The sequence below is a fragment of the Xenococcus sp. PCC 7305 genome, assembly GCF_000332055.1.
Lineage (GTDB): Bacteria > Cyanobacteriota > Cyanobacteriia > Cyanobacteriales > Xenococcaceae > Xenococcus.
Window position 1 is genome coordinate 1 of the sequence record NZ_ALVZ01000026.1, and the last position, 4,460, is coordinate 4,460.

Below are 4,460 nucleotides of genomic sequence, written 5' to 3' on the forward strand. Positions count from 1 at the left end.
CAGTTATCAGTTATCAGTTATCAGTTATCAGTATCAAAATTAATTGTGTGCAACTAATTCACTCGTACTTGCTTTCGCCACTGGATAATTGTTTCTAGAGGGTCGCTCATGGTCACGTATTCGGCCATGAGAGCTAAGTCCAAATCCGGCAATAATTGACTATGAGTTTTTTGCTGATAATGATTATCCTGTAAACAATAAACTTTAATTTGATTATTTTGCCAAAACCAAACTTCTGCAACACCTAAATGTTGATAAATTTTCAGAATATCAACTCCACCGCTAGTATAAATTACCTCGATCGCCAGATCAGGAATCTCCTTATCAGTTCCGATACAATAACATTTGTCTGGTTCTTTTCCGGCTTGCTTCTTTTGTTTTCTCAAAGTAGTTGAACCTAAACCCCAAAACCGAATCCTATTTTCTTCTAGATAAGCTTCTAATAATCTACCGATATTTTCTTTATCTACTTCGTGACTACGACTGGGAGACATAATTTCTAATATTCCTGAGAGGTAACTCACTCGATATCTAGAACTATTGCCCATTGATAAAATGAGGGATTCATAAGCTTGCCAACTGACCCCAGAAGTGAGAAATCGTTCTTCTGGATCATTAGTTTCAAGTTTTAGCTGGAAAAAATCGCTCAGTATTGCCGAAGTCATGATTAATATCTTTGGAGTTGTGTCAAGGCTTAATTCAATTGTAAATCACTACTTATTTAGCCATTCCTTGCCACCTGGTAAATTTAGCAAATAATCTCTAATAGCCGATAGTAAATCTCTCGTGGAATATTGATAAGTCAAATTTATTAAGCATAAACTTTGCTCCAAAATTTCTTTCTTATTTATAATTTCTTCTAATTGGATAGGATTATAAGTTCCGTCATTAACTTCGATACTTGCCTCGATAACTGCTACTTCAAAAGCTTCCTCTAAGTATTCACTCCATTGGTTTTGGTTGACATAATGAGATTTTTTATTGTCTTTTAGATTTAATTTTTTTATTTGTCTAATGGAGTCACTAATAGAAGCAGCCCAAGAATTAGTTAAACGGTTTTTAACTTGATTCTTTATTAAATGGATTAAAAGACGAATTAAAAAGGATTCGATATTACGTAAAATCGCCTGTTTACTCATTCCTTCCAATTCATCAACAATTTCTAAGGCATCTTGATAGCGTCCTTCAACTATGATCTGTCTGAGAGATATTAATTCTTGAACCATAGTATTATTCCAAATTGCATTAAAATCGGAAAATTAGTAATCATGCTTACTGCTCTACAACATGGGAATTGATACTTTCTCATCATAACGCATATCAATAAAACAACTTGTTATTTTCAAGTATTAATATCGTTTTTAGTAACACATATAAAGTGCGATCAGCCAAAGGCTTCACAGCTTGATCGCGATTGACCATGTATGGCAAAGTCAAACTCTAGCTTGTTGATTTTACCGATGACTGATAACTGATTTCCACAATTCTTATGATCTCGTTAGTTACGGTTTACCTGGTCGTATTTATTTGAACAATAAGGAAGCTGATAATCAGGACATAGAAATAAATTTTTGACAATTTTTTTAAGTTTTCTGTGATCCCTAGTTAACTAATGTCTTAAACTACAAATTTTTTAGTTCGGGTGGATAGCCCAAAGCTGAGGCGACGGGAGCGGTGATCGCCTCGATCCGCGCAACTTCTTCCTTACTAAGTAGATTGCGCCATTTGCCAGTATTATCTTTATCAATAGGTCTTTGGTTATTCGTGTTGCCCACTGAATGACCTTGATGTAAGTTGTGATGACGAAGTAAATCATCATGCCAAAATAGCTTTCGTTGAGAGCTTATAAATTGCAAACAATTTAATAAAGTATTCTCGGGATTCATAACTAGCTGTTCATAGCGAACTATATGATGTTCAATCCCTCGATTCCAATACATTCCCAACAATGTATTTTTTAATCTCCAGCATAGGGCCGCAGTATCCAGAGCTTCTGAGCGTTGCCGTAGTGGCGGTGAAGTTGCAACATAGGTCTGAAAATTTTTGAGCCAAGGGTTAAGAGATTGACGAGTTGCAATACTCAAGACCGATAAAGTGCGTTGAATTTCATATTCTGCCCCTCCAGGAATTTGTGCCCACGATAATGCTTGACCATCATTCGTTTCTCCCATTACTAGATTCAGCATGGAGAGCACCACGTCCCGAGGATCTCGAAGGCACCAGAGAATCCTCAATCCTGGTAATTGGGCAAAGCTATCTATTGCTGAGGAAAATATAGGTAACTTAAATGCGACAAAAGGATGATAAATAGGATTGTTTAGGTAATCAGTAAGGTTATCGTTATCGAAGCAATCCTCATCTATTACATTGATTTCTGGATGAGAGTTCAGGATTAACTTGAGTAAGGTAGTTCCGCTCCGCTGGCAGCCAGTAATCAGGATGGGGAGATTGGCAAAGGTCATAAAATATGAAAGAAAATATCGCTATAAATTATGTTCTTGGCATATTTGCACAAGCATTATTAGTCTATTCAGGATTTTTATAGCGACAGCATAACCTATTGCATTCTCGACGTCAGAATCATGATTCTAGTTTTTTTAGCTTTTTTATTTCCTGAAGCGTGATCGCACTTTATAACGCATCTCAAATTCAGGAGCGATCGCTACTCTATTGCAAGCAAAATCTTATTTTTAAAGTCTTTCAAGTTTGTCTTGTCACTTGTTTTGAAATTGACTCTGCGGTGCTGGCGCGCCTCTCAATAAACCTTCAGTGCTTAAGTCTTCGTCGATTTCTTCCCAGTGAATACCATACCCACCACCACAAACTTGCCATTTTCCTCTTTGTTCTGGAGTAGCGGCTAATAATCTGGGATACCATACCAAAGGGGCAGTAATAGTTCTCCCATCCATCAGATCGACGCTAATTGTATCTTCTGTAAAGTAAACATGCTGAACGCGCTCATCAGCTCTTATTGCCAAAATATCCATACCAAGACTCCAGAAGCAGTTGTTGATGTTCGTTTACTAAAGATTTTAACTTTCTGAGGAGCGCTTTTTTTTGTTGATCTACTTATTTGTTTGATGAAGAACGTAAGTTCGTAAAACATCATTGATTAAGGTTTGATATTCTCTAATTTCTGGGTTATTTTTTGCTGTTTTACGAAACCATTCTAGGGTTTCTGTATCAACTCTAATGGATATAGCTTCGGTTTTTGGTTTTCTTTTCACCAACTTTGCATTTTGGAAAAAAGATTCATCCAATTCGGGAATATCGGAAAAGTCGATATCCTCATCAGACATCTCTAATAGTTTTTTTTTCTCTTTCTTCAAGAGACATATCAGGACTAAATTGATTGTTGCTCATATAGTTTCCTCTCTTTTTTACTCGCTTTTCTAGCTGAAATTAGTCTAATTATTCCGTCCCTATTAGTATGAACAACTATGGCAATGATTACCTGTTGCTGGGTTGTTAATAATAACTTGCCGAGGGAAATTTCTCTGCTTTCTCCATGGCTGAAACGTCGATCTTCATAGGTTAGTAAATTAGGGTCATCAAAAATTTTTGTTGCTTGTTGGAAGTCGATACCATGTTTAGTAATATTGCTTTGATTTTTATTTTCATTCCATTCAAATTCCATAATTTAGCTATACAAATCTGTATATACAAAGTCAAGAGGGTAGGATTGAGATAAATAGCTTCCTTAATCTCATGTAATCGCGTTTCCTTCTGGTTACGCTATTTGAGACGAAGCGCGAGACATGACGCTAGTCGCTCCGCGATCGCTCTTTATCTTGTATGGCAGATCGCTCTTTCGAGCTAAGCAGACTCTAATTACTTCGGCTTGGTAATTTCGCGATCGCGCAAAGCAAGACACTAGGAGATCGCGTTTCCTATTTGCGATCGCTCTTGATCATACATAGTAGATCGCTCTTCATCACGTATCGCAGAAGCTAACTCTAATTTGATAACTGATAACCGATTTGACGTTTTTTAAATTCAAAAATAGACTTGTGAAGATTTTATTAAGCAGAAATATTCTATAAAATTATTGATTTTTATCAATTTACGTATTTTTTACTAATTTACTATTTTGAATTGCCAATTACTCTAAATATCTAGGTCTAAATACAGAAAGTATCTATGATTACTCTTGCTGAACCCCAACAATTCAACAATCTAGCTCTTGCAACAACCTTAGTAATTATTAGACCTCTTGCAAAATATTTTTGTGGTAGAGTAAAGGGTTTGCACTTCTCTTGTACCTCATTTATGAACTACGCAAATGCCAAATCTCTATCAGGTAAAAAGTTTAAGCGGCGCTTTGGGGTCGAGAAAAAAACTTTTGAACGAATACTTGAAGCATTTAAGCAAGAATTTCCTCACAGACCAAAAGCAGGACGACCTTGGGATTTAGCAAGAGAAGAGCAAATTTTAGTCACCCTGGAATATTGGCGAGAATA

At 36.2% G+C, this 4,460-nt stretch carries 6 protein-coding genes and 1 pseudogene; 1 reads left to right on the plus strand and 6 read right to left on the minus strand.

The genetic code is table 11. The features are described 5' to 3' along the window. Positions 1–53: 53 nt before the first annotated feature. The 6 genes from XEN7305_RS00315 to XEN7305_RS00340 form a co-directional block, all read right to left on the minus strand. Complete coding sequence (locus XEN7305_RS00315; protein WP_006507292.1) at positions 54–665, minus strand: Uma2 family endonuclease; 612 nt, start codon at positions 663–665, stop codon at positions 54–56. A gap of 48 nt (positions 666–713) precedes the next feature. Further along, complete coding sequence (locus XEN7305_RS00320; protein ID WP_006507293.1) at positions 714–1,226, minus strand: DUF29 family protein; 513 nt, start codon at positions 1,224–1,226, stop codon at positions 714–716. Positions 1,227–1,622: 396 nt separating this feature from the next. Continuing rightward, positions 1,623–2,462, minus strand: a complete 840-nt coding sequence (locus tag XEN7305_RS00325; RefSeq protein ID WP_006507295.1) for a sulfotransferase — start codon at positions 2,460–2,462, stop codon at positions 1,623–1,625. 252 nt (positions 2,463–2,714) lie between these two features. Beyond that, positions 2,715–2,987, minus strand: a complete 273-nt coding sequence (locus tag XEN7305_RS00330; RefSeq protein WP_006507296.1) for a DUF2442 domain-containing protein — start codon at positions 2,985–2,987, stop codon at positions 2,715–2,717. A 78-nt stretch (positions 2,988–3,065) separates the two neighbouring features. Next, a complete protein-coding gene (locus XEN7305_RS00335) occupies positions 3,066–3,329 on the minus strand; it encodes a BrnA antitoxin family protein (RefSeq protein WP_006507298.1) in 264 nt (87 codons plus the stop codon). Between the two features lie 14 nt (positions 3,330–3,343). Further along, entirely contained in the window at positions 3,344–3,637 is a 294-nt protein-coding gene (locus XEN7305_RS00340) for a BrnT family toxin (RefSeq protein WP_006507299.1), read from the minus strand. Between the two features lie 632 nt (positions 3,638–4,269). Between XEN7305_RS00340 and XEN7305_RS28435 the strand changes: the two are divergent. Next, positions 4,270–4,460 (plus strand): annotated as a pseudogene (locus tag XEN7305_RS28435) (IS5/IS1182 family transposase); the annotation flags it as partial.

Bases quoted from the DNA above. Each gene is read 5' to 3' on its own strand.
- XEN7305_RS00315 (WP_006507292.1), bottom strand. From the start codon at position 665: ATGACTTCGGCAATACTGAGCGATTTTTTCCAGCTAAAACTTGAAACT.
- XEN7305_RS00320 (WP_006507293.1), bottom strand. From the start codon at position 1,226: ATGGTTCAAGAATTAATATCTCTCAGACAGATCATAGTTGAAGGACGC.
- XEN7305_RS00325 (WP_006507295.1), bottom strand. From the start codon at position 2,462: ATGACCTTTGCCAATCTCCCCATCCTGATTACTGGCTGCCAGCGGAGC.
- XEN7305_RS00330 (WP_006507296.1), bottom strand. From the start codon at position 2,987: ATGGATATTTTGGCAATAAGAGCTGATGAGCGCGTTCAGCATGTTTAC.
- XEN7305_RS00340 (WP_006507299.1), bottom strand. From the start codon at position 3,637: ATGGAATTTGAATGGAATGAAAATAAAAATCAAAGCAATATTACTAAA.